This window comes from Gemmiger formicilis, assembly GCF_016900095.1.
Taxonomy (GTDB): domain Bacteria; phylum Bacillota; class Clostridia; order Oscillospirales; family Ruminococcaceae; genus Gemmiger; species Gemmiger formicilis_A.
Map to the genome: position 1 here is coordinate 1 of NZ_JACJJP010000086.1, position 471 is coordinate 471.

1 protein-coding gene is annotated in these 471 nt (G+C 59.7%); it reads right to left on the reverse strand.

Annotated elements, in window-relative coordinates; all coding sequences use genetic code 11:
* Positions 1-72: 72 nt before the first annotated feature.
* Positions 73-471, reverse strand: a 399-nt coding sequence (locus tag H6B15_RS15305) for an endonuclease domain-containing protein (protein WP_345942011.1), incomplete at its 5' end; no start/stop codon positions are given.

The following is a 471-nucleotide window of genomic DNA, read 5'->3' on the forward strand; positions in this document are numbered from 1 at the left end:
ATCCGCATTGCCCGAAAACGGGCGGCGGCGGGAACTTTCCAACCCCTCAGTCGCCTTCGGCGACAGCTCCCCTTACACAGGGGAGCCCTGGGAGGTGACGGCCTCTTTTACCAGAAGGTCTATATATTCACAGACCCCGGTAAAGTTGCCGGTCACCGCATTGTTGGGGATGCGCACCACCCGCAGTCCGTATTGCTCCAGGTATTCGGTGCGCTGCCGGTCCTTGTCCGGGCCGGCGTCTATATAGTGCTGCGAACCGTCCAGTTCAATCACCAGTTTGGCCCGGGCACAATAAAAATCTGCAATATACCGCCCCAGCACCTTCTGGCGGGCAAACCGGACAGGATATTGCCGGAGAAACTCATACCAGAGCTTCCGCTCCTCCTTGGTCATGTCGCGGCGCAGCTCACGGGCCCGGGCGGTGTTGGCCGGGTTGTGCTTGCGATCCATGACATCACCTTCTTTGTCCGC